This is a genomic window from Streptomyces aculeolatus, from assembly GCF_020400605.1.
Taxonomy (GTDB): domain Bacteria; phylum Actinomycetota; class Actinomycetes; order Streptomycetales; family Streptomycetaceae; genus Streptomyces; species Streptomyces aculeolatus.
The window spans coordinates 1-22,637 of record NZ_JAINRD010000008.1 but is presented as its reverse complement, the minus strand read 5'-3'; the positions used below and the strand labels follow the sequence as shown (position 1 = coordinate 22,637).

At 74.8% G+C, this 22,637-nt stretch carries 19 protein-coding genes; 15 read left to right on the top strand and 4 right to left on the bottom strand.

Going from position 1 to position 22,637, the window contains the following annotated elements; genetic code table 11:
• Nucleotide 1 precedes the first annotated feature (1 nt).
• From fdhD to LG396_RS15785, 12 genes are all read left to right on the top strand, one after another.
• A complete protein-coding gene (gene fdhD, locus LG396_RS15840) occupies nucleotides 2-853 on the top strand; it encodes a formate dehydrogenase accessory sulfurtransferase FdhD (protein WP_225795268.1) in 852 nt (283 codons plus the stop codon).
• A 218-nt stretch (nucleotides 854-1,071) separates the two neighbouring features.
• Nucleotides 1,072-1,698, top strand: coding sequence for a TetR/AcrR family transcriptional regulator (locus LG396_RS15835; RefSeq protein WP_225795267.1), 627 nt, complete (start codon nucleotides 1,072-1,074; stop codon nucleotides 1,696-1,698).
• A gap of 164 nt (nucleotides 1,699-1,862) precedes the next feature.
• Nucleotides 1,863-2,780, top strand: coding sequence for a hypothetical protein (locus LG396_RS15830; RefSeq protein ID WP_037742041.1), 918 nt, complete (start codon nucleotides 1,863-1,865; stop codon nucleotides 2,778-2,780).
• On the top strand, nucleotides 2,777-3,772 hold the full coding sequence (larE, locus tag LG396_RS15825) for an ATP-dependent sacrificial sulfur transferase LarE (protein ID WP_225795266.1): 996 nt from the start codon (nucleotides 2,777-2,779) through the stop codon (nucleotides 3,770-3,772). Before LG396_RS15830 ends, larE begins: the two co-directional genes overlap by 4 nt.
• A complete protein-coding gene (gene larB, locus LG396_RS15820) occupies nucleotides 3,769-4,518 on the top strand; it encodes a nickel pincer cofactor biosynthesis protein LarB (protein ID WP_100298296.1) in 750 nt (249 codons plus the stop codon). Before larE ends, larB begins: the two co-directional genes overlap by 4 nt.
• A gap of 140 nt (nucleotides 4,519-4,658) precedes the next feature.
• Nucleotides 4,659-5,915, top strand: a complete 1,257-nt coding sequence (gene larC, locus LG396_RS15815; protein WP_225795265.1) for a nickel pincer cofactor biosynthesis protein LarC — start codon at nucleotides 4,659-4,661, stop codon at nucleotides 5,913-5,915.
• A gap of 61 nt (nucleotides 5,916-5,976) precedes the next feature.
• Nucleotides 5,977-8,340 carry an HAD-IB family hydrolase gene (locus tag LG396_RS15810; RefSeq protein WP_225795264.1) on the top strand — a complete coding sequence of 788 codons (2,364 nt, stop codon included), beginning with the start codon at nucleotides 5,977-5,979 and terminating at the stop codon, nucleotides 8,338-8,340.
• Nucleotides 8,337-9,575, top strand: coding sequence for a zinc-dependent alcohol dehydrogenase (locus LG396_RS15805; RefSeq protein WP_018836137.1), 1,239 nt, complete (start codon nucleotides 8,337-8,339; stop codon nucleotides 9,573-9,575). The genes LG396_RS15810 and LG396_RS15805 overlap by 4 nt, the downstream gene beginning before the upstream one ends.
• A gap of 131 nt (nucleotides 9,576-9,706) precedes the next feature.
• Nucleotides 9,707-11,284, top strand: coding sequence for an NPN-dependent hydroxyacid isomerase, LarAH14/15/16 family (gene larAH, locus LG396_RS15800; RefSeq protein WP_225795263.1), 1,578 nt, complete (start codon nucleotides 9,707-9,709; stop codon nucleotides 11,282-11,284).
• Nucleotides 11,281-12,309, top strand: coding sequence for a lysophospholipid acyltransferase family protein (locus tag LG396_RS15795; protein ID WP_018836139.1), 1,029 nt, complete (start codon nucleotides 11,281-11,283; stop codon nucleotides 12,307-12,309). Before larAH ends, LG396_RS15795 begins: the two co-directional genes overlap by 4 nt.
• A gap of 411 nt (nucleotides 12,310-12,720) precedes the next feature.
• Nucleotides 12,721-14,382 carry a bifunctional 3'-5' exonuclease/DNA polymerase gene (locus LG396_RS15790; protein WP_225795262.1) on the top strand — a complete coding sequence of 554 codons (1,662 nt, stop codon included), beginning with the start codon at nucleotides 12,721-12,723 and terminating at the stop codon, nucleotides 14,380-14,382.
• A gap of 40 nt (nucleotides 14,383-14,422) precedes the next feature.
• Nucleotides 14,423-15,202 carry a putative protein N(5)-glutamine methyltransferase gene (locus LG396_RS15785; RefSeq protein WP_037742023.1) on the top strand — a complete coding sequence of 260 codons (780 nt, stop codon included), beginning with the start codon at nucleotides 14,423-14,425 and terminating at the stop codon, nucleotides 15,200-15,202.
• A gap of 47 nt (nucleotides 15,203-15,249) precedes the next feature.
• Here LG396_RS15785 and LG396_RS15780 read toward each other — a convergent pair whose 3' ends face one another.
• Both LG396_RS15780 and LG396_RS15775 read right to left on the bottom strand, forming a co-directional pair.
• Nucleotides 15,250-16,410, bottom strand: coding sequence for a glycoside hydrolase family 183 protein (locus tag LG396_RS15780; RefSeq protein ID WP_225795261.1), 1,161 nt, complete (start codon nucleotides 16,408-16,410; stop codon nucleotides 15,250-15,252).
• A gap of 117 nt (nucleotides 16,411-16,527) precedes the next feature.
• On the bottom strand, nucleotides 16,528-17,349 hold the full coding sequence (locus LG396_RS15775) for an SAM-dependent methyltransferase (RefSeq protein ID WP_225795260.1): 822 nt from the start codon (nucleotides 17,347-17,349) through the stop codon (nucleotides 16,528-16,530).
• A 166-nt stretch (nucleotides 17,350-17,515) separates the two neighbouring features.
• Between LG396_RS15775 and LG396_RS15770 the strand changes: the two genes are divergently transcribed.
• The gene (locus tag LG396_RS15770) at nucleotides 17,516-17,938 is read left to right on the top strand and encodes a limonene-1,2-epoxide hydrolase family protein (RefSeq protein WP_225795259.1); all 423 of its coding nucleotides are present in this window, start codon (nucleotides 17,516-17,518) and stop codon (nucleotides 17,936-17,938) included.
• On the top strand, nucleotides 17,935-18,723 hold the full coding sequence (locus LG396_RS15765) for an SDR family NAD(P)-dependent oxidoreductase (RefSeq protein WP_225795258.1): 789 nt from the start codon (nucleotides 17,935-17,937) through the stop codon (nucleotides 18,721-18,723). The genes LG396_RS15770 and LG396_RS15765 overlap by 4 nt, the downstream gene beginning before the upstream one ends.
• Here LG396_RS15765 and LG396_RS15760 read toward each other — a convergent pair.
• Nucleotides 18,696-19,706: an ArsR/SmtB family transcription factor gene (locus LG396_RS15760; RefSeq protein ID WP_225795257.1), complete on the bottom strand. Its 1,011-nt coding sequence runs from the start codon at nucleotides 19,704-19,706 to the stop codon at nucleotides 18,696-18,698. The two genes, LG396_RS15765 and LG396_RS15760, sit on opposite strands and share 28 nt — an antisense overlap.
• A gap of 60 nt (nucleotides 19,707-19,766) precedes the next feature.
• Between LG396_RS15760 and LG396_RS15755 the strand changes: the two genes are divergently transcribed.
• A complete protein-coding gene (locus LG396_RS15755) occupies nucleotides 19,767-21,071 on the top strand; it encodes an MFS transporter (protein ID WP_225795256.1) in 1,305 nt (434 codons plus the stop codon).
• On the opposite strand, the gene LG396_RS15750 is transcribed toward LG396_RS15755, so the two are convergent.
• Complete coding sequence (locus tag LG396_RS15750) at nucleotides 21,043-22,542, bottom strand: glycoside hydrolase family 30 protein (protein WP_308190108.1); 1,500 nt, start codon at nucleotides 22,540-22,542, stop codon at nucleotides 21,043-21,045. The two genes, LG396_RS15755 and LG396_RS15750, sit on opposite strands and share 29 nt — an antisense overlap.
• Nucleotides 22,543-22,637 lie beyond the last annotated feature (95 nt).

Here is a 22,637-nt window from a genome sequence, read left to right as displayed (position 1 = left end):
GATGGGTCGGGTGACGGTGCGGCGTCCGGTGGTGCGGGTGCGCGGGGGCCGGGTGGACCGGCGGGCGGACACGCTGGTGGCGGAGGAGCCGCTGGAGATCCGGCTGGGCGGCCGGGCGCTGGCGATCACGATGCGGACGCCGGGGGACGACTTCGCGCTCGCAGCGGGGTTCCTGGTCAGCGAGGGCGTGCTGGCACGGGGCGAGGACCTGGCGTCGGTGACCTACTGCGCGGGGGCGGTGGACGGCACGGAGGGCGGGAACACGTACAACATCGTGGACGTGCGCCTCGCCCCGGGTGTGCCCGTACCGGACATCACACTGGAGCGGAACGTCTACACGACGTCGTCGTGCGGGCTGTGCGGGAAGGCGAGCCTGGACGCGGTCCGTACGGCGACCCGCTGGCCCCTCGCCGAGGGTGACATGAATCTCACGAGCGAGGTGCTGGCGGCGCTGCCGGACCGGCTGCGGGCCGGGCAGCGGGTCTTCGACCGCACCGGCGGCCTGCACGCCGCCGCCCTGTTCACGCCCGACGGCGAGCTGATCGACCTGCGCGAGGACGTCGGCCGCCACAACGCCGTCGACAAACTCGTCGGCCGCGCCCTCCAACAGGACAGCCTCCCCCTGCACGACACCGTCCTGATGGTCTCCGGCCGCGCCTCCTTCGAACTCGCCCAGAAGGCCGCGATGGCCGCAATCCCCGTCCTGGCCGCGGTCTCCGCCCCCTCCTCCCTGGCCGTGGACCTCGCCGCCGAAACCGGCATGACACTGATCGGCTTCCTGCGCGGCGACACCATGAACGTGTACGCGGGCGAACACCGCATCGCCCCGCGCCGTACGGTCGCGGGCGTCTGATCGGCCCCGTCGCGTGCGCGGGCGCGGGGCCGGCCGGCGGGGTGCGCCCCCTGCGCCGGCCGGCCCCCGACGCCCGCGCGCCGTGCCGCGGGCCGGTCGCGCGGGCATGCCCTCTTGACCATGGCTTTGGCCCGTCCCTCTTGTCCCGGCCGGTCGTTCACCGAAGACTTGACGCAATGAGCAAAATGCACACCTGCGTTGGAGCGTGAGCGACCACCGTGACCGGGAAGAGAACCCTGGGCCCTCGGGTGCGGCCACTCGGGCCCCGCCCCGGCCGTCCGGACACCAGGGCGGACATCATCCGCGCCGCCAAGCGCATGTTCGCCCGCGGCTACGGCTCCTGCAGCCTGCGCGCCGTCGCGCGCGAGGCCGGCGTCGACCCGTCCCTTCTCGTCCAGTTCTTCGGCAGCAAGGAAGGGCTGTACCTGGCCGCCATCGCCGACGTGATGCGCCCCGACGACGTGCTCGGGGGGATCCTCGGCGACACCTCCGACGGGCTCGGCGGGCGGCTCGCCGCGTATTACTTCGATCTGTGGGACGACGCCGAGACCAGGTGGCCCTTTCAGGCGATCCTGCTCTCCGCCGCCTCATACCAGCCGGCCGCCGCCGTGCTGCGCGACTTCATCACCCGTGAACTGGTCGCCCGCGTCGCCGCCCGCGCCGTCAAGGACCGCGCGGAGCTGCGCGCCGGCCTCGCGGGCTCCCACCTCGTGGGCACGGCCCTGGTGCGCTATGTGGTGCGCTTCGGTCCGCTCGCCGAGTTGCCGCGCCCGGAACTGGCCGAGATCGTGGGCCGCACCATCGACGGCTACCTCTTCGGCCCCCTCCCGGCCGCCGCGCATTAGCGGGCCGAGTCAACCTCACGGGTCTCTTCTGCGTCAGGGGTGGGGGCAGTGGCGTGCGGGACCGGCAGCGATCTAGAATCCCGAGCTAACTCAACAGATGTTGATAAAGGGCTTCGTGCCGTGATGGACTCGGCGCAATCGGCGCACCTGCCGGAGGGAGAGCAATGGCCTTCGACATACCGGGCTACATCAACACGGCCGGACGCGTCCAGGTCGACGATCTGGACCTCGACGCGTTCGCCGAGCGCCCGCTGTCCGCGGAGGCGCTGCGCTGTCTGCGCTACATGTCGGACGTGGAGAGCCACACGGTCTGCTACCTGCGGGACGTGCTGGTCACCCCGTCCCACCGCGACCCGGACGTGACGGCGTTCATGTCGATGTGGGCCTTCGAGGAGTTCTGGCACGGCGAGGCGATCGACTCCGTGCTGCGCGCCCACGGGCAGAAGGCCGACTACGACCACATCCGCGAGGTGCGCGAGGCACAGGGCCTCAAGGACCGGCTGGCGCCGATCTACCAGTCCATCGCGGCCAACGCGATCGGCGACGACTTCGTCGCCGTGCACATGACGTGGGGGGCCATAAACGAGTGGTCCGCCCACGCCGCGTACGGCAGCCTCATCGAGAAGGAGCAGCACCCCGAGTTGACCAAGCTGCTCGGCCGCATACAGCGCCAGGAGTCGCGCCACCTCGCGTTCTACGCGAGCCAGGCGAAGGAGCGCCTGGAGCGCTCCCAACGCGCGCGTTCGCTGGCCCGCTGGGTGACCGAACGCTTCTGGCAGCCCGTCGGCTCCACCATCCAGCCGGTGGAGGAGACCCGGTTCGTGCTCCGGCACCTGCTGGGTGACGACGCGGGCGCCGCCGCCGTGCGCAAGATCGATGAGAAGGTGCACAAGCTTCCCGGCATGGAGGGGCTCAACCTGGTCCAGCGCGGCGTCGCCGACTTCGGCGCCGGCGTGCCCGTGGCCGACACGGGCGCCGGCCGGCGCGGCTCCCGCAAGCGGCTGATCGCCGGCGCCGCGGTGGTCGCGGGCGCCGCGGGGATCGCCGCCGTACGACGTCGATCGGCGGGCTCGCAGGCATGACGGACGCCGGCCCAGCCGCGCACCACGGCCCCGCCGCCCCCGCCGCGGGGCCGGCCGCCGCGGTGCCCGGTGCCGCGGACCCGGGCCCGGCGCGGGACACCGCCGCAGACGGTGCCGACGCCGCGGACGCCGCGGACACCGAAGCGGCGGCCGCCGCGCTGCTGGCGGAAGTCGGAGGACTCGGCAGCGTCGCGGTGGCATACTCCGGTGGCGTGGATTCCACGGTCGTCCTCGCCGCGGCCGTACGCGCCCTCGGCCCCGGCCGGGCCGTCGCCGTCATCGCCGACTCGCCCGCCCTGGCCCGCGGCGAGCTGGCGCTCGCCCGCGCCACGGCGGCGGACCTCGGCGCCGAACTCGTCGTGCTGGACACCGACGAGCTGTCCGTCGCGGGCTACCGCGCCAACGCCGGCGACCGCTGCTACTTCTGCAAGCAGACCGTCCTCGGCCGGGTCGCCGGCTACGCGGCGGAGAACGGCTTCGCGCACGTCGCCACCGGCACCCACCTCGACGACCGCCGCGCCGCCCACCGCCCCGGGCTGCGGGCCGCCAAGGAACTCGCCGCCGCCGAGCCGCTCGCCGCCGCGGGCCTCGGCAAGGCCGCCGTGCGCGCGGTCGCGCGCGCGTGGGGGCTGCCGGTCGCGGAGAAGCCCGGCATGCCGTGCCTGGCGTCCCGGATCGCGGTGGGGATCACGGTCTCCAAGGACCGGCTGCACCTGGTCGAACGGGCCGAGGAGCGGGTCCGCGAGACGCTGGACGAGCACCGGGTGGGCGCCCGCGACGTCCGCGTACGCCTGCTGAAGCAAGGATTCCGGATCGAGTTGGACGCGCCCGCGCACCGCGAGGTCGCCGCCGCCCAGGGCCTCGGCGACACGCTGCTGCGCGAGGTCGCCGCGGTCGGCCCGCTCGGCGAGGGCAGCCTCGCCCCGTACCGTACGGGCGCCGTCAGCACCGCCGCCCGCACCGTCTCTTCCGATGGGGCGCCGACGCGATGAGCGAGCCGCGCGGCAGCGCCCTCGACGCCACCGGCACCCCGTCGGAAACGGCGGCCCTGCTGACCGGCGGCGTCGCGGAGGTCGGGGACTTCGCCCGCCTCGACGTCGGCCGGCGCCGCCGCACCGGCGTGCCCGAAGTCGTCTACGCGGACGGCAAGACCCCGCAGCAGACGCTCCAACTCCTCGCCGAACTCCGCGTCCGGACACCGGAGTCCCCGGCGCTTGCCACCCGCTGCCCCGACGAGGTGCTGCGGCAGGCGCCCGACGCCTTCGCGGGCGAGCCGGTACGGGTCGACAGCAGCGCCCGCACCGTCACCGTGGGCGAGCTGCCGGCCCCGCGCGGCACCGTCGCCGTGCTCACCGCCGGCACCAGCGACCTGCCCGTGGCCCGCGAGGCCGTCGCCACCCTCGACGCCCTCGGCACCGGCTCCCGGCTCTACGCCGACGTCGGGGTCGCCGGGCTGTCCCGGCTGCTCTCGGTGCTCGGCGACGTGCGCGCCGCCGACTGCGCGATCGTCGTCGCCGGCATGGACGGCGCCCTCCCGAGCGTCGTCACCGGCCTGCTCACCGCCCCCGTCGTCGGCGTCCCCACCAGCGTCGGCTACGGCTTCGCCGACGCCGGCCGCGCCGCCGCCGGCGCGATGCTCGCCTCGTGCGCCCCCGGGCTCACGGTCGTCAACATCGACAACGGCTTCGGCGCCGCCGTGCACGCCGCCAAGATCGTGGGGGTACGCGCCGGTGACTGAACAGCGCAGCGCACGCCCCGCCTTCGCGTACGACGTCGCTCACACGAGGGAGGCCCCCCGGGGCGCCGGTGTGGCGGGGGAGACGTACGGGAAGGGCTCTCCCAGTGATCATGAACGGGACCCGGCGGGGGTGGTACAGGGTGGCTGAGGGGACGGCCGCGGCCCATCTCGACTGCACCGCGGGAGTGGCCGGGGACATGCTGCTCGGCGCGCTGCTCGACGCCGGCGCGCGCCTCGCCGCCGTACGCGACGCGGTCGCGGCGCTCAAGGTCGACGGCCTCGACGTGTCCGTGGCGCGCGAGCGCCGCGGCGGCTTCGGGTGCAACCGCGTCACCGTCCACCGCCCCGCCGTACCCGACCGCCACCGCCACCTCGCCGACGTCCTCGCCGACATCGACCGCGCCGCCGGCTCCGGACTCGCCCCGGCCGCGGCGGACTTCGCCGCCCGCGTCTTCCGGCTGCTCGCCGAGGCCGAGGGCAAGGCGCACGGCACCGGCGCGGAGGAGGTCCACTTCCACGAGGTCGGCGCCTTCGACGCCCTCGCCGACGTCGTCGGCTGCGCCGCCGCGCTGGCCGACCTCGGCCTGCTCGCCCCCGGCGCCGCGGTCACCACCTCGCCGCTCGCCGCGGGCAGCGGGGAAGTCGACTGCGCGCACGGCCGGATGCCCGTCCCCGTACCCGCCGTGCTGCACCTGGCCGCCGCCGGCGGCCTCGCGCTGACCGGCGGCGGCCTCGCCGGCGAGCGCACCACGCCCACCGGCGCCGCGCTCGTCGCCGCCCTCGCCGCCCCGGGGCCGCTGCCGGACATGGCGGTACGGGCCGTCGGCACCGGCGGCGGCCGCCGCGACACCCCCGACCGCCCCAACATCACCCGCGTCGTCGTCGGCACCCGCACCGCCCCCGCGGCCGGCGGGCCCGCCGAGGGCGAGGTCACCGTCGTGGAGAGCACCGTCGACGACCTCGACCCGCGGCTGTGGCCCTCGGTCCTCGCCGCCCTGCGCGCCGCCGGCGCGTGGGACTGCTGGACCACCGAGACCGTCGGCAGGCACGGCCGCCCCGGCCGCGTCGTCACCGCGCTGTGCGCGGCGGAGGTGCGGCCCGCCGTCGCCGACGCGCTGTTCCGCCACACCACCACGCTCGGCGTCCGCTGGTCCGCCCACCGGCGCCTGATGCTGCCCCGGCGCAGTGCCGTGGTGGCCGTGGGCCCGCCCGGCGCCGAGCAGCAGGTCACCGTCAAGGTCGCCGAAGGACCCGGCGGCGCGCTGACCGTACAGCCGGAGCTGGCCGAGGCGGAGGCCGCCGCGGCCGCGCTGGGCTGGCCCGTACGCGCGGTGTGCGAAGCTGCCGCAGTCCACTACCGGGGCGACCTGGCGGTGCCGCGGCCCGCCACCGGTTGACGCCGGTCCGCAACAGAAACAGAGACCGGCATATGCAAGACCAGACCAGGGGAGGGCACGAGTGACGGGGACTTACCGCATCGGGCGACTCGACGACGCGCACGTCCTGCTGACCGGGGCCACCGGCTTCATCGGGCAGGCGCTGCTGGAGCGGCTGCTGTCCGGCCATCCCGGCACGCGCGTCTCGATCGTCGTCCGCCCGCGGGGCAACGGCGGCGCCGCCGACCGCTTCCGCCGCCTGCTGCGCAAGGACGTCTTCCGCACCTGGCGCGAACAGGTCGGCGACGAGGCCGCGTTCGCCGAGGCCGAGCGGCGCGTCACCGTCATCGAGGGCGCGCTCGACCGGCTGGCGGACGTCGAGTTCCCCGACGACATCGACGTCGCCATCCACTGCGCCTCGTCCGTCTCCTTCGACCCGCCCATCGACGAGGCGTTCAGCAGCAACGTCTCCGGCGCGGTCGCGCTGTACGAGAAGCTGGGCCGGCAGCAGCGCCCGCCGCACATCGTGCACATCTCCACCGCCTACGTCTCCAGCGGCGGCCAGGGCCTCGTCCGCGAGGGCCGGCTCACCCACGACGTCGACTGGCGCGGCGAGCTGGCCCAGGGCCTGGCCGCCCGCGACGACGTCGAGCGCGCCTCCCGCCGGCCCGAGGTGCTGCGCAAGGCGCTGGAGAAGGCCGGCCGCGACCACGGCAAGGCGGGCCCGCAGATCGCCGCCAAGGACGCCGAGGACGCGCGCCGCGCATGGGTCGAGGAGCGGCTCGTCGAACACGGCGCCACCCGCGCCGAGATCCTCGGCTTCTCCGACGTCTACACCTTCACCAAGGCGATGTCCGAGCGCGCCGTCGAGGAACTGTGGGCGGACCGGCCGCTGTCGATCGTGCGGCCCGCGATCGTGGAGAGCGCGCTGCGCCACCCGTACCCCGGCTGGATCGACGGCTTCAAGATGGCCGACCCGCTGATCATCGCGTACGGCAGCGGGCTGCTGCGCGACATGCCGGGCCAGCCGGACACCGTGATGGACGTCGTCCCCGTCGACCTCGTCGTCAACGCCACCCTCGCCGCCGCGGCCGCCCCGCCCGAGGAGGGCGCCGGGCCGCACTACTTCCACGTCGGCTCCGGCGCCACCAACCCCCTCACGCTGCGCGACCTGTACAAGCACGTGCACTCCTACTTCCGCCGGGACCCGCTGCCGGAGAGCAGCGGCCGCGGCCACGTCCGGCCGCCGCAGTGGACCTTCCCCGGCGCCTCCCGGGTCGAGTTCGCGCTCGGCGCCGGCGAGCGCGCCGCGAACTTCGCGGACAAGCTCCTGGGCCAGCTCCCCGGCACCGAGCGCACCCAGGAGTGGGCGAGCAGGCTGCACAAGGAGAAGCGCTCCCTGGAGACGCTGCGCCGCTACTCCGACCTGTACGGCGTCTACACCCGCACCGCCGTCGTCTACGACGACCGCGAGCTGCGCGCGCTCAACGCCGCGCTGCCCGCCGACCGCGCCGCGGACCACGGCTTCGACCCCGCCGAGATCGACTGGTACACGTACCTCGAAGAGGTCCACTGCCCCAAGGTCACCGCGCCGCTGCGGGCCAGGACCGGCGGCGGCCGCAGGACCCGCAGGACCGACCCCGCCGCGCTCCCGCCCGGCGGCGACGCCGCCGGCAGCACGGCTGCCGTCTTCGACCTGGACGGCACGATCATCGCCTCCGACATCGTCGAGTCCTACGTCTGGACCCGGCTGGCGTCGCTGCCCCGCGGGCGCTGGGCCCCCGAGCTGTTCGACCTCGCCCGCAACGCGCCCCGCTACCTGCTGGCCGAGCGGCGCGACCGCGGCGACGTCATGCGCTCGTTCTTCCGCCGCTACGAGGGCGCGCACGCCGAGGAGTTGCGCGCCCTGGTCGCCGAGCAGGTCGGCGACGCGCTGCTGCACCGCGTGATGCCCGAGGCCGTACGCCGGCTGCGCGCTCACCGCGCCGCCGGCCACCGCACCGTCCTCATCACCGGGAGCCTCGACGTCCTCGTGGAGCCGCTGCGGCCGCTCTTCGACGACATCGAGGCCACCCGCCTCGCCGAGCACGACGGCATCCTCACGGGCTTCCTGCGCACCCCGCCGATCGTCGGTGAGGGCCGCGCGGCATGGCTGCACACCCACGCCTGCGAGCAGGAGATCGACCTCGGCGCCAGCTTCGGCTACGCCGACAGCTACTCGGACCGGCCGCTGCTGGAGGCCGTGGGCAGGCCGCACGCGGTCAACCCCGACACCCGGCTGTTCCGGCACGCCAAGCGCCACCGCTGGGAGATCGCCCGCTGGGGGACGCACACCGCGAGCCGCTGGGACGCGCTCGCGGGCACCGTGATCAGCCACACCCGGCCGCGTCCCGTACGGGCCCTGCCCGCGGCCGGCCGCACCGCATCCGACGGAGAGGCCCGATGAGCCTGGCGCTTCAGTACCACCGTTCGCCCGCGCGCTTCCTGGCCGCCCGCGGGCTCAGCCGCACCCGCAGCCGGGCCGCCGGCTCGCTGGCCGGCTCGCTCGCGCCGCTGCGGCTCACCCGCGACCGGCGCGAACTGCCCAAGGGCGACGGCTGGACCCGGCTGGCGCCCAGCCTGTCCGGCATCTGCGGCTCGGACCTCGGGATGCTCAACGGCACCGTGTCGCCGTACCTGGCGGCGCTGACGTCCACGCCGTTCGTCCCGGGGCACGAGGTCGTCGGCACCACCGTGGACGACCTGCCGACCATCCCGCGCGGCACCCGCGTCGTGCTCGACCCGGTGCTGTCCTGCGCGGTACGCGGCCTGCCCGAGTGCGACGCCTGCCGCGCCGGCCACACCAACCGCTGCGACCACATCACCTCCGGGCACCTCGCGCCCGGCATGCAGACCGGCTACTGCGCCGACACCGGCGGCGGCTGGGCCCAGCGCATGGTCGCGCACGAGCACCAGCTCCGCCCGGTGCCCGACGACCTGCCGGACGAGCGCGCGGTGCTCGTCGAGCCGCTGGCCTGCGCGATCCATTCGGTGCGCCGCGTGCCGATCGAGCCGGGCGCCTCGGTGCTGGTCATCGGGGCCGGCACCGTGGGCCTCTTCACCGTGCTGGCGCTGCGGCAGCTCACCGAGGCCGGCACCATCCACGTCGTCGCCAAGCACGGCCACCAGCGTGAACGGGCCCTGGCACTGGGTGCGGACGAGGCCGTCGAACCGGACCGCGCGCTGCGCGCCGTCCGCCGGATGACCTCGGCGCTCGCCCAGCGCCCCGAGATGGGCTCGGAGTTCCTGCTCGGCGGGGCGGACATCGCCTTCGAGTGCACCGGCGGCGGCGCCGGCCTCGACACCGCGCTGCGCACCGTACGGGCCGGGGGCACGGTCGTGGTGTCCGGCATTCCGGGGGGCGCCGACCTGACCCCGCTGTGGTACCGGGAGCTGAGCCTCGTGGGCGCGTACACGACCAGACGCCGCGAGGACGTCTCCGCGGACGACCCCGACGCGGGCCCCGACGGCCGCGCCGGCACCGACTTCGACAAGGCGGTGCAGCTCGCCGCCACCGCGCCCCTGGACGGTTACGTCGAGCGCTACGCGCTCCAGCAGTGGCGCCCCGCGCTGGAGCACGCGTTCGCGGCCGGCTCAGCGGGCTCCGTCAAGATCGCCTTTGACCCGACCCTGGACGGCTGACCGGGCACGAATGGCAGGGTAGGGGCCGACACCGGAGTCGGCCGCCCCCCACCGCCGTACGCAGCCGCCGGGCACCCGACGCCCGCACCGCCGCCCGCTGCAGGCGCCGGCGACCACACTGAGGAGAGAGCGTGAGCAGACCAGGCTTCGTGCTGGAAGTCGACGAACGAACCCCGCCCCTGCTGGTGCACGAGGGCGAGAATTTCCGGCTGGAGCGGCTGCCCCACGGCACCCGGGTGATCTACCCGCCCGACTCGCTGCCCGGCATCCGCGACCTCGACGGGGTCATCCGCCGCGCGCTGCTCGAACCGCACGGCAGCGAGCCCCTGCCCGAGCTGCTGTTCGCCGGCATGCGGCTGACGATCGTCTTCGACGACCTGTCGCTGCCCCTGCCGCCGATGCGCCGCCCGGACGTGCGCCAGCGGATCATCGAGCAGGTGCTGGAGATGGCGGCGGCCAAGGGCGTCGACGACGTCGAGCTGATCGCCGCCAACGCCCTGCACCGGCGCATGACCCCGGCGGAGCTGCAGCACGTCGTGGGCGACCGGGTGTTCCGGTCGTTCTTCCCGCAGCACCTCACCAACCACGACGCCGAGGACCGCGACAACCTCGTACACCTCGGCGACACCGCGGAGGGCGAGGAGGTCGAGATCAACCGGCGGGCGGCCGAGAGCGACCTCGTCGTGTACGTGAACATCACGTCGACGGCGATGAGCGGCGGGCCCAAGTCGGTGTCGGTCGGCCTGGCCAGCTACCGCAGCATCCGCCACCACCACAACGTGCACACGCTGCGGCACTCCCGGTCGTTCAACGACCCGCCGAAGTCGGCCATGCACCACTCGTACAACCGGATGCACGACCTGATCGGCGGCCAGGTCAAGGTGTTCACCGTCGAGACGACGCTGAACAACGACACCTTCCCGTCCGCCACCCGCTTCCTCAACAAGCGGGAGTGGGAGTGGAACTACGGCGACCAGGCCGCCTACCTCGCTTCCCGGCGCGGCAACTCGCTGATGACGCCGTCGATGCGGCGCCGGCTCTGGCACAAGACGGAGGCGCCGTACGGGGTCACCGGCGTCAACGCCGGCGCGCCGAGCGAGGTGCACCCGATCACCCTGCGCAACGTCCACCGCCAGCAGCTCACCGAGGTGCAGGGGCAGGCGGACGTCGCGGTCTACGGGCTGCCGTACATCTGCCCGTACAACGTCAACTCGGTGATGAACCCGATCCTGACGATGTGCCTGGGCCTCGGCTACTTCTTCAACCTCTACCTGAACAAGCCGATCGTGCGGGAGGGCGGCGTCGGGATCTTCTACCACCCGATGCCGAACGAGTTCCACCCCGTGCACCACCCCAGCTACATCGACTTCTACGAAGAGGTGCTGGCCGAGACGACCGACCCGGCGGTCATCGAGGCCAAGTTCGAGAAGCAGTTCGCCACCGACCCGTGGTACACGCACCTCTACCGCAAGAGCTACGCCTACCACGGCGTGCACCCCTTCTACATGTGGTACTGGGGTGCGCACGCGATGCAGCACCTGGGCCAGGTCATCTTCGTCGGCGCCGACCGCAGCGCGGCATCGCGGCTCGGCGTGCAGTCGGCGTCGACCCTGAACGACGCGCTGCAGCTGGCCTCGCAGACGGTGGGCACCAGCCCCTCGATCACGTACCAGCACATGCCGCCGCTCACCCTGGCGTCCGTCCGATGAGCGGCGCGAAGGGCCGCGGGAAGGGCGGCAAGGCGGGGAAGGGCAGCCTGCGCGGCGACCTCGCGATGGTCCGGTCGGGCCGCGACTGGCGCGGCCGGGCCCTGGCCCCCCGCGGCTACCGCACCCCGGGCGGCAGCGCGGCGGGCTTCGGCGCGGGGAAGGTGGAGCAGAAGACCTTCCCCACCGCGTGGGCGCGCACCCCCGCGGCGCGCGCCGTGCGCAACGTGCTCCAGCGCGGGGTGCTCAAACAGTACGCCTGGGCCAAGACCCGCCCGCAGATCGAGGGCCTGGACCTGCTGGAGTCGCTGCGCGGTCCGGCGATCTTCGTCGCCAACCACTCCAGCCACCTCGACACCCCGCTGATCCTCGGCTCGCTGCCCCGGCGCATCTCCGACCGCACGGCGGTCGGCGCGGCGGCGGACTACTTCTTCACCTCGACGGCGGTCAGCATCACCACCGCCCTGATGTTCAACGCCTTCCCCGTGGACCGCTACGGCTCGCGCCGCGGCGGGGTGTCGCTGCCGGCGGAGCTGATCGACGACGGCTGGAGCCTGCTGCTGTACCCGGAGGGCACGCGGTCGCACGACGGCTGGATGAGCTCGTTCAAGATGGGCGCATCGCGCCTCTGCGTGAACATGGGCATCCCGGTGGTCCCGGTCGCGGTCCGCGGCACGTTCGCGGCCATGCCCCGCGGCAAGGCCCTCCCGACCCGTACGGGCACGCGGCTGGTGGTCCGCTACGGCCGCCCCCTGCCCCCGCAGGAGGGCGAGTCGGTCACGGACTTCCGCGCCCGCATGCTCCGGCACATCGCGGCGCTGTGGGCGGAGGAGGACCTGGGCTGGTACCAGTCCCTCCGCGCGGCGGAAGAAGGCCGCCTGACCCTCCCGGAAGGCCGCACGACGGCGCTCCCGCTGACGTCGACGCCGGTGGAGCAGGGCAAGCCGGTGGCGGAGTGGCGACGGGTCTGGGAGGCGACGAGACCGTCCCTGGGCGACGGCCGCCGGAAGGTGTGGCGGGACGACTGACCAGCGGCCCCCCGCCAGGGGGCATGTATCAGAGCCCTCGTGGGGCCCGGGGGTCAGCCCTTCAGCGGCGCGCCGGGGGCGTAGCCCTTCGGCCGCGCCCGGGTTCTGCCGCCGTCGGAGGCGTAACTGCGGGGTCAGGGGCGGAGCCCCTCGGGGTTCGGGGGCGGAGCCCCCGGGCGGCCGCGCCGCGGGCGCGAAGGGGGTCCGGGGCGCAGCCCTGGTTTCGGGAAGGGGCGGGGCCGGGGAACAACCCCACCCACCCGCCGCCGACAGCCGGCCCCACCCGGGCACCGCACCAGCCCCGACCCCGCCACTGCTCCCGGTACCGCCACCGCTACGGCACCACCAACCGGTACCGGCCCGCGAGCCGCCGCCGGGGCGTTGTCAGTGGTCGGTGGCAGACTCGGCCGCATGCACTGGGCCATGGCCGACGGACCTCACGGCGGAGTCACCGTCCGCCCCGTCGACCCCGACGGCACCCCCGCCGGCCCCCCGCACACCTACCCCCACCCCGCCGACGCCCTCCGCCACCACCCCACCGCCGACCGCTGGATCTGGCCCTCCACGGCCGCGTTCTACCCCCGCCTCCTCGACGCCGGCATCACCGTCCCCCGCTGCCACGACATCGAGGCCGGCGAGGCCATCCTCCTCGGCCACGAGGGGATGTGGGGCCTGCCCCGCTCCCTCGCCGCCGCCTGCGCCAGACTCCGCGGGCTCCCCGTGCCCGACGACCCGCCGCCCCGCTCCTTCGGCGGCGAGCCCGAGTCCACCCTCTTCGACCCCGAACCGGCCACCCCCCACGGCATCGACGACGTCCTCGCCGTCCACGCCGCGCAGCGCGACCGCATCGCCGCCTCCGCCGCGCCGCACCGGCTGCGCCTCCTCCTCGCCGCCGAGTCCGCCGGCATGCTCGTCGCCGCCGAGATGCACCGCGCGGGACTCCCGTGGCGCGCCGACGTGCACGACGCCCTGCTCACCGAGCTGCTCGGCGGCCGGTACCCCGGCGGCCTGGAGCCGCCCCGCCTCGCCGAGCTCGCCGACGACGTCTCCCGCGCGTTCGGCGAGCGGGTCCGCCCGGACCTGCCCGCGGAGGTCGTCCGCGCGTTCCGCAAGGCCGGCGTCCGGGTCACCTCCACCCGCAAGTGGGAGCTCCAGGACGTCGACCACCCCGCCGTCGCCCCGCTGCTGGAGTACAAGAAGCTCTACCGGCTGCACACCGCCCACGGCTGGTCCTGGCTGCAGACCTGGGTGCACGACGGCCGGTTCCGCCCCGAGTACCTGCCGGGCGGCGCCATGTCCGGCCGCTGGACCACGCACGGCGGCGGCGCGCTGCAGATCCCGCGCGTCGTGCGCCGCGCGGTCGTCGCGGACGAGGGCTGGCGCCTGGTGGTCGCGGACGCGGACCAGATGGAGCCGCGCGTGCTGGCCGCGGTCTCCGGCGACCCGGGGCTGATGGCAGCGGCGGACGGCACCCGGGACCTGTACGAGGCGCTGGCGGACCGGGCGTTCGCGGGCGGCCGCGCGGAGGCGAAGCTCGCGCTGCTGGGCGCGATCTACGGGCAGACCTCCGGCGACGCGCTGAAGTACCTGGCGGATCTGCGCCGCCGCTTCCCCGCCGCCGTGGCGTACGTGGACGAGGCGGCCCGCGCCGGCGAGGAGGGCCGGCTCGTACGCAGCCATCTGGGCCGTACGTGCGCGCCGTCGGAGGCGGCGGACGACGGTGAGGCGGGGCTGCCGCAGGAGGACGACGGCGGCGGCGCGAGCGCGCGTGGCGGTGCCGCGGCGCGGGCGCGGGGCCGGTTCGCGCGCAACTTCGTGGTGCAGGCGAGCGCGGCGGAGTGGGCGCTGTGCCTGCTGGCGGCGCTGCGGCAGGAACTGGCCGGGATGCGGGCGGAGCTGGTGTTCTTCCAGCACGACGAGGTGATCGTGCACTGCCCGCGGGAGGAGGCGCCGGCGGTGGCGAAGGCGCTGACGGCGGCGTCGGCGCGGGCGGGGGAGGTGATGTTCGGGGACACGCCGGTGGTGTTCTCGTTCACGACGGCGGTAGTGGAGTGCTACGCGGACGCGAAATAAGGATGGGCGGAGGGCGGGGGACACAAGGTAGAACGGGTACGTGCCAGAAACCCTCGTCGCCCGCCTCCGCGCCGCCGGCTGCGTCTTCGCCGAGGACGAGGCCCGCCTCCTTGAGGCCGCCGCCCCCACTCCCGCGGAGCTGGACGCCCTCGTGGCCCGCCGCGTCGCGGGGTGGCCGCTGGAACAGGTCCTCGGCCGGGCGGAGTTCTGCGGGCTGGAGATCGCCGTCGAGCCCGGCGTGTTCGTACCCCGCAGGCGCAGCGAGTTCCTGGTGCGCCGCGCCGCGCGGGCGGCCGGGGCCGCCGCCCGCCCCGTCGTGCTCGACCTGTGCTGCGGCTCCGGCGCCATCGGCGCCGCCGTCGCCGCCGCGGTGCCCGGCGCCGAACTGCACGCCGCCGACGTCGACCCGGCCGCGGTCCGCTGCGCCCGGCGCAACGTGGAGCCCGCCGGCGGCACCGTCCACGAGGGCGACCTGTACGCGCCGCTGCCCGCCCGCCTCCGCGGCCGCGTCGACGTGCTCGTCGCCAACGCCCCGTACGTGCCCACCGCCGAGGTCCCGCTCCTGCCGGCCGAGGCCCGCGACCACGAGCCGCTCACCGCGCTCGACGGCGGCGCCGACGGGCTCGACGTCCAGCGCCGCGTGATCGCGGAGGCCCCGCGGTGGCTGGCGCCCGGCGGGCTGCTGCTGGTGGAGACCAGCGAGCGGCAGGAGCCCCGCACCCGCGCGGCGGTCGCCGCCGCCGGTCTTGCGGCGTCCACGGAGACGTGTGCGGACCTGGCGGCGACGGTGGTCACCGGCCGGGCGGGTCCGCGGCGGTAGCCGGCGGCGTACGAGGACGCCGGCCACCGCCGCGGACACCACGCCGCCTACACGAATCCCCGCACCCGGTGCTGCATCACGCGGTACGGCCATCCCGCGTCCGTGTTCCACTGGCTCACCGCCAGATGCAGGTTGTCCGGTGTCGACCCCGGGATCACGTACCCGCCGTACAGCTGCGCCACGTGCGAGTCGTCCTCGTTGCCCCACTGCCCGCCCCACACCAGCGTCTGCCGGTGCGCCTCGTAGAGGTTCGAGGTGGGGGTGTCCATGAGGATGCCGTCGATGCGGTAGTCGGCCTCGTTGAACCACGTGAGGATCCACTTGCCCGCCATCGGCCGCAGGCACATCTCGCCGAACCGCCCCTCCAGCACGGGCGTCGGCGGATTGCCCCACGCCCAGGCACCGTTGCGGTAGCCCCACGGCTCGTACGCGCCGGGGTCGGCGATCCGGGCCGAGGGCACCCGCTGGAGGATCATCGGCTTGCTGCGGGTGAACTCGGTGGAGAAGACGTAGACGAAGCCGTCGTTCCCCTCTCCCCAGGTGAGCAGCTGGAAGAGCCCGCCGTGCAGGTCGGGGGCGAACTTCGCGCCGGTGTGCACCCAGGTGGCGCCGTTGTCGTCGGAGCGCCAGATCTCCGTCCAGACGACGTTGCCGAGGCCCTTGTTGACCATGGCGTGCAGATACATCGTCGAGCCGATGGTGATCACGTCGGACGGCAGGACGGTGGAGAAGACGGGGTTGTCGTGCTCGTACGCCCACAGTTGCTGCGCCGCCGCCCCGCCCACCGCGCCGGACCAGGTCACGCCGGCGTCGAGGTCCGTCGTGGTGGAGTACAGCGCGACGGGCGAGCGCCACCAGCCGCCGCCGACGCGCGCCTCCTCGAAGGTGTCGCCGAAGACGAAGAGCATCCGGCCGTCCGGCGTGCGCACGGGGATGCCCAGATCGGTGGCCTCCATCCGGTACGCGGTGGTGAGGCCGGGCCCGGTGAGATCCCGGATCTTCGTCACCTCCGGCGCCGCCGCCCCGCGCCCGCCGCGAGCCGCACCGGCCGCCGCGCCCGCCGCAGCCTGATCCGCTGATCCCGCCGCGGCCTGCCCGGTCCCCAGCAGCACCCCGCCGCCGACCGCGGCACCGGCCGCAGTTCTCAGGAACCGCGCCCTGCTCATCGGCGCGCGGCGCCCGTCCCCGTCCTCGCGATGACTGCGCATGGGCCCTCCCGAAGGTCCCGAGAAATCGATTTCACGAGCTCGGGAAGAGAGCCTCCCATCGCACCCTGACGCCGTCAACAACCCCGGAACACGCGCCCGATGGCCCGGCCCGCCGGGTCAGGGCTTGCGGCCGACGCCTCCGGCCATCAGGCGCTCGAAGAGCTGCAGGTCCGTGCGGACCGGCTTGTCCGGGCGCCAGTGCGGCAGCGAGACCACGCCGGGCTCCAGCAGGTCGAGGCCGGTGAAGTACGACTCGATCTCGGCCACGGTGCGGAACCGGCCGGTGCCGAGGAACGACAGGAAGGTGTCCTGGAGGGCCTGCGCCTCCTCGCCGACGTCGCAGAAGTGCGTGATCACCAGGTGGCTGCCGGAGGGGACCGCGTCCATGTACGCGTCCACGATGCCCTGCGGGTCCTCGTCGTCGTGGAGGTGGTGGAGGATGCCGACGAGCAGGATCGCCACCGGGCGGGAGAAGTCGATCAGCCGGCGCACGTCGGGGTGCTCCAGGATCTCCCGCGGCCGGCGCAGGTCGGCGGTGATGACGAAGGTGTCGTCGTTCTCCTGCAGCAGGGCCCGGCCGTGGGCGAGGACGATCGGGTCGTTGTCGACGTAGACGACGCGCGCGCCCGGCAGGTGGCGCTGGGCGACCTGGTGGGTGTTCTCCATGGTCGGGAGCCCGGCGCCGAGGTCGATGAGCTGGTCGATGCCCGCCTCTGCGGTCAGGTGGCGCACCGTGCGGCCCAGGGCCTCGCGGTTGAGCCACGCCAGGTCGTCGATGTGCGGCATGGTCTGGCGCAGTTGGTCGGCGACGGCGCGGTCGACCTTGTAGTTGTCCTTGCCGCCGAGCACCACGTCGTAGGCCCGGGCGATGCTGGGCTTGGTGGTGTCGATGCTGCCCGGTCCGGGTTTGGCCGCCCGCCCGTTGCCCTCGTCCTGCACAACAATCCCTCTCTGCCCGCCCGGTGACGTGGGGGCCGAGCCTAGCCCGTCTGCCCCGGGCCCCGCATCCGGGACCAACGACCTTGAGCCATGGGGCAGTTGGGGGTGGCGAGAAAGGCGGGTCCGCCTTGACGGGCGCCGCGGGCGCTCAATAGCGTTCCGGGGCATGCCAGCCCCGAACGAACCCGCCACCGAGCAAGAAGCCCTCGTCGTGCAGTTCTTCGCCGACATGGGCAGCACCTACGCCGAGATGGTGCCGGCCTTCCGCCGCCATCTGGCCGACGACTGCGTCTGGGACAACCAGGGGCTGCCGGAGGTCCGCGGCACGGAGCAGATCCTGGGCTTCCTCCAGCAGCTCCGCCACCAGACGGGACTGGAGAGCGTCGGGGGAGAGGTGCTGCGGATCGCGAGCCGGGGCGGCACCGTGCTCACCCAGCGCCACGAGCACTGGACGGGCAAGGACGGCGCCGTCCTGGTCGAGTCGCTGCCGGTGATGGGCACCTTCGAGGTCGCCGACGGCAGGATCACGTCCTGGCGCGACTACTACGACTCCGCGCTCCTGGCCCACCTGATGGCGGGCGACGCGTGACCGCGGGGGCCGGGGACCGCCCGGCGGGGCGGTTCGCGGGCAGGACCGCCGTCGTCGCGGGCGCCAGCGAGGGCATCGGGCTGGCCGTCGCCGCCGGACTCGTCGAGGGCGGCGCCAACGTCGTCCTGGTGGCCCGGCGCGAGGACGTGCTCGACGAGGCCGTCGGCAAGCTCGGCCCCGCCGCCTCCGGCATCGCCGGCGACGTGGCCGACGAGACGACCGCCGCCCGCGCGGTCGCCCACGCCGTCGACACCCACGGCGGCCTGGACCTGCTGCACTTCAACGCCGGCACGCTCCTGCCCGGCGACATCGCGGGACAGCCGCTCGAGCACGTCGACCGCATGCTCGCGGTCAACCTGCGCGGCCCGATCGTCTTCGTACGCGCAGCCGCGCCGGCCCTGGCGAAGCGGCCCGGCGCGGCGGTGACCCTCACGTCGTCGGCCACCGGCCGGCTCCCCGTGCCCGGCCTCGGCGTCTACGGAGCCACCAAGGCTGCCCTGCACTACCTGGTGTCCACGTGGGCCATCGAGCTGGCGCCCAGCGGCATCCGCGTCAACGCCCTCTGCCCCGGCGGCACGTACACGCCGTCGATGTATGCGGCGGCGCAGGCCATTCCGGGCCTGGAGGAGAACACCATCGCCACCAACCTCGTCAAGCGGATGGCCACCCCGGAGGAGATCGCCCGGCCGGCCCTGACCCTGCTGGACAGCGAGGAGAGCGGGTACGTCACCGGGGCCGTCTGGGACATCGACGGCGGCTACCAGCGCGACCGTTCGGCCGGCTGAGCACTCCCCGCACCGCCGTCCCGCTGCGCCGCTACGAGCACCTCGCCCGCCGCTGTGCGGTAGTACAGCACCGACCGCCCCGCCCGCCGCCGGCCCACGAGCCGGGCGTTGAGCAGCACCCGCAGGTGCCGCCCGACCGAGCCGAGGCCCTGCCCGGTGAGCGCCACCAGCTGCGTGGTGCTCTTCGGGGTGTCGAGCAGCACCAGCACCGACGCGCGCGCCGGGCCGAGGAGCCGGCCCAGCGACTCCGGCGGCGGGGCGGAACCGGTGTCGGCGAGGGCGCCGGTGCACGGGTAGACGACGGCGTAGTGCCGCGGCGCCTCCCAGCAGACCCAGCCGGTGCGCGGCACGACGGGCACGAAGAGCAGTTCCGCGCCGGAGAGGTCCTGCGGCGGGTAGTCCCGCACGTTGATCTGCAGCCGGCTCTCGCCCAGCCACCGCGTCCCCGGCCGCAGCGCGTCCAGCACCGCCGCCCAGCCGCCCTGTCCCACCTGCGCGGTGCGCGCGACGATGTCCGCCTCGATGACCCGCCGGCGCCGCGGCCAGTCCGGCAGCACCGTCTCGCGCCACACCCACTCCAGGATCTCCGCCGCCCGCCGCGGCAGGTCGTCCCGGCGCAGCCGCTCCGGCAGCCGGCCGTCGAGGGAGACGGCGACGTCGGCGCGGGCGGCGTCCGGTGGCGTGGCCCGCAGCACCGCCAGCTCCTCCTCGAACGAGACGCCGGGCGCGCCCGTGGGCGTCGGCGTGAAGAAGTCCGCGTTCCACGGCCGCAGCAGCCCCGCCCGGACCAGCTCGTCGGTCACCGGGTCCGCGGCCTGCCGCTCGCGGTACGCCGGCAGGTGGGTGTCGAGCCAGGCGCGTTCGCCGGGGTGCGAGGGGGCGCCCCGTGCGAGCGTCTTCAGGCACGCGAGCGCCTCGGCGAGCGGCGAGACGACGAACCGGCTGCACGCCAGCGTGTCCGCGTCGACCTGCCACCACCCCATGTGTTTCGCCTCCCGGCGAAACTCTACTCCCGCGCCGCGCTCTGCCCGAGGCTGCCTGACATGCGCACGTACCGCGAGCTGTTCCGCGTCCCGGAGTTCACGCCCCTCTTCACCTCCTCGTCCCTCCAGTTCGCCGGGCTCACGATCAGCGGCCTGGCGCTCGGCACGCACATCTACGAGCAGACCGGCTCCCCGCTGCTGTCGGCCCTGGCCATGTTCGGCCCCCAGCTCGCCCAGGTCCTCGGCGCGACCCTGCTGCTCTCCGCGGCGGACCGGCTGCCGCCGCGCGGCGCGATGACCGCGCTGGCCCTCGTCTACGCCGCCGCCACCGCCGCGCAGGCCGTGCCGGGCATGCCGGTGTGGGGCGCGTTCGCGATCCTGGTCTGCCTCGGCCTGCTCGCCTCCGTCGGCGGCGGGGTGCGCTTCGGACTGCTCAACGAGATCCTGCCGCGTGACGGCTACCTGCTCGGCCGCTCCGTGGTCAACATGTCCGCCGGTGCCATGCAGATCGGCGGCTTCGCCGTCGGCGGCGTGCTCGTGGCCGCGCTCTCCCCCCGCGGCACGCTCCTCATCGCCGCCGCGGCGTTCGTCCTGTGCGCCGTCCTCAGCCGCGCCGGGCTCGGGGCCCGGGCGCCGCGCGTGGCCGGCCGGCCCTCGGTCGCGGAGACCTGGCGCGTCAACGGGCTGCTGTGGTCCTCGCGGCACCGCCGCGTCCTCTACCTCGCGCTCTGGCTGCCCAACGGCCTCGTCGTCGGCGCGGAGTCGCAGTTCGTGCCGTACGACCCGGGTCGCGCAGGTCTGCTGCTGGCGCTCGCCGCGCTGGGCATGCTCACCGGCGACGTGCTGGCCGGCCGGGTGCTGCCGCCGGCCTGGCGGCCCCGGCTCGGGGTGCCGCTGCTCCTGCTGCTGGCCGCCCCGTACCTGGTCTTCCTGGCGCGCCCGCCGCTCGCGGTGGCCGCGGTCGCGGTCACCGTCGCCTCGGCGGGGTTCGCGGCCAGCCTCGTCCAGCAGGACCGTCTGATGGCGCTCACCCCGGACGAGCTGAGCGGCCAGGCCCTCGGGCTGCACACCTCAGGGATGCTCACCATGCAGGGCGTGTCCGCCGCCGTGGCCGGCGGGATCGCGGAGCTGACCTCGCCGGGGACGGCGATGGCCGCGATGGGCGCGCTCTCGGTCGCCACCACGCTGGCCCTGATGCCGGGCCTGCGAGCCGCCGGTACCGCGGCCGCGGACCCCGCCCATGACCCGGCCCCGCGCCCGCCCGGTGGCGGGGGCGGGGGCGGGGCGCGGGGCCGGGAGCCGGGGACGGAGCCGGCGAAGGCCGGCCCCGCGGAGGTCAGGCCGCGGGCGCCCCGGGCCAGGTGAAGGTGGCGACCGCGCCCGCCGGCAGCTCGTACGTCAGCGACGCGCCGTTCTCCGTCACCGAGAACGTCCGTGCCCCGCCGGTGGCGTTGAGCACGACCGCTGCGCGGGATCCGTCGGGGTTCTCGAAGACCACGTTCTGCACCCCGCCGGGCTCCTCGGTGGTCGAGCCGACGCGTACGGCGCCGCGGTCGACGAACTTCGAGACGTGGCCCAGCAGGTAGTACTCCGCGTTCTTCGTGACCGTACCGCCGTCGACCTCGACCACGCCGTTGCAGCGGGTGCCGCAGTGCCCGAAGTGCGGCCCGCCCCCGGAGTCGAGGGCGAGGTTCCAGATCACCACCGTCTCCGAGCCCGCGCGCAGGCTGCGGATGACGAGGTTCTCCGTCTGCCACTTCAGCGTGTCGGCGAACGTCCGCGAGGCGTCGTCGCTGTCGGTGCCCGAGCACTCGGTGAAGAACACCCGGTGGCCCGCGTCGCGCACCTGCTGCTGCGCCTCGGGCGAGCCGCCGTAGCAGTGGAACGCCGCGCCCTGCACGCGGTCCAGGTCGCCGGTGGCGTCCAGCACCTCCAGCGGGTAGTCGGGGCGGTCCCAGTTGTGGTCGTAGACGAAGAGCTGCGTGCCGAGCCCGGCCGCGGCGAGCCTGCCGTCCAGTACGCGCAGGAAGTCGGCCTGCTCGGCCGCCGACATGCCCATCGAGGGGTACGAGGTCTCGAAGAGCGGCTCGTTCGCCACCGTCAGGTCGTCGACCGGCACGCCCGCCTCCGCGTACGCGTCCAGCGCCTTGACCAGGTAGTCGGCGTAGTCGCCGTAGTGCTCGGGCGCGAGGCCGCCGCCCTCCAGCTTCCCGGAGTCCTTCATCCAGCCGGGCGCCGACCAGGGCGTGGCCATGACCCGGATGTCGCCGTTCACGCCGAGCGCCTGGTTCAGCAGCGGCAGGATCTCGGCGCGGTCGCGGTCGACGGAGAAGGAGCCCTGCTGGTCCTCGTACGAGTAGTACGGCAGCTCGGCGACGAAGTCGGTGCCGCCGAAGGGCTGGCGCAGGTAGTCGAGCCCGATGCCGGCGCCGGAGCCGAACAGGTCGGTCATCAGCGAGTCCCGGGTGCCCTGCGGCAGATCGGAGATCAGCCGCGCGGACGCCTCGGTGACCGACGCGCCCGCGCCGGTGAACTCCTGCGCGCGTTCGCCGGTGTCGACGGCGATGTCGGTCTGCTGCGGCGAGCCGTCGAAGGCGGCGCCGGCGGCCGGGGCGAGCTTGCTGCTGCCGTCCGCCGTGGTGATCCAGACCTCGGCGGTGGTCTCCGCGGCCTGCGCCGGCCCGGCGAGTCCGTACCCGCCGGCGGCGAGCAGCAGCGCGCCGGCCGCGGCGACCGCCTTGGCGGTGCGCGACCGCGGCAGCCGGAGGGCGTGCGCGGGCCGTGACCGGCGCGGGAGTCGGCGCGCGCGCCGGGGTGGTCCCTGTGCGTCGTGCATGGTGCGGCTCCTTCGGTGTGGGGGGTGAACCGCCCGGGCGCGCCGTCGTGGGGGGGGGGGGGGGGGGGGGGGGGTTGGGGGGGGGGGGGCGGGGG

Coding starts and splice junctions, on each gene's coding strand:
- LG396_RS15770 (WP_225795259.1), top strand. CDS start 17,516: ATGCCAGCCCCGAACGAACCCGCCACCGAGCAAGAAGCCCTCGTCGTG.
- LG396_RS15830 (WP_037742041.1), top strand. CDS start 1,863: ATGGCCTTCGACATACCGGGCTACATCAACACGGCCGGACGCGTCCAG.
- LG396_RS15760 (WP_225795257.1), bottom strand. CDS start 19,706: ATGGGGTGGTGGCAGGTCGACGCGGACACGCTGGCGTGCAGCCGGTTC.
- LG396_RS15790 (WP_225795262.1), top strand. CDS start 12,721: ATGCACTGGGCCATGGCCGACGGACCTCACGGCGGAGTCACCGTCCGC.
- LG396_RS15750 (WP_308190108.1), bottom strand. CDS start 22,542: ATGCACGACGCACAGGGACCACCCCGGCGCGCGCGCCGACTCCCGCGC.
- LG396_RS15780 (WP_225795261.1), bottom strand. CDS start 16,410: ATGCGCAGTCATCGCGAGGACGGGGACGGGCGCCGCGCGCCGATGAGC.
- LG396_RS15805 (WP_018836137.1), top strand. CDS start 8,337: ATGAGCCTGGCGCTTCAGTACCACCGTTCGCCCGCGCGCTTCCTGGCC.
- LG396_RS15755 (WP_225795256.1), top strand. CDS start 19,767: ATGCGCACGTACCGCGAGCTGTTCCGCGTCCCGGAGTTCACGCCCCTC.
- LG396_RS15795 (WP_018836139.1), top strand. CDS start 11,281: ATGAGCGGCGCGAAGGGCCGCGGGAAGGGCGGCAAGGCGGGGAAGGGC.
- fdhD (WP_225795268.1), top strand. CDS start 2: ATGGGTCGGGTGACGGTGCGGCGTCCGGTGGTGCGGGTGCGCGGGGGC.
- larB (WP_100298296.1), top strand. CDS start 3,769: ATGAGCGAGCCGCGCGGCAGCGCCCTCGACGCCACCGGCACCCCGTCG.
- larE (WP_225795266.1), top strand. CDS start 2,777: ATGACGGACGCCGGCCCAGCCGCGCACCACGGCCCCGCCGCCCCCGCC.